This window comes from Porphyromonas sp. HMSC065F10 (genome assembly GCF_001808555.1).
Classification (GTDB): Bacteria; Bacteroidota; Bacteroidia; order Bacteroidales; family Porphyromonadaceae; genus Porphyromonas_A.
Map to the genome: position 1 here is coordinate 52974 of NZ_KV793811.1, position 223 is coordinate 53196.

The following is a 223-nucleotide window of genomic DNA, read 5'->3' on the forward strand; positions in this document are numbered from 1 at the left end:
CTCTTATTCCCTAAACTGATCAATCCACAACAATACGGGTGTAGATCGCCTCCTCCGCTCCGTTGTCTCTTATTCCCTAAACTGATCAATCCACAACATTAGCTCCGTGAGCTTGTAGCTGTCGTCAGTTGTCTCTTATTCCCTAAACTGATCAATCCACAACGGCTGCTACTCTCCTTGTCTTTGCCATAATGTTGTCTCTTATTCCCTAAACTGATCAATC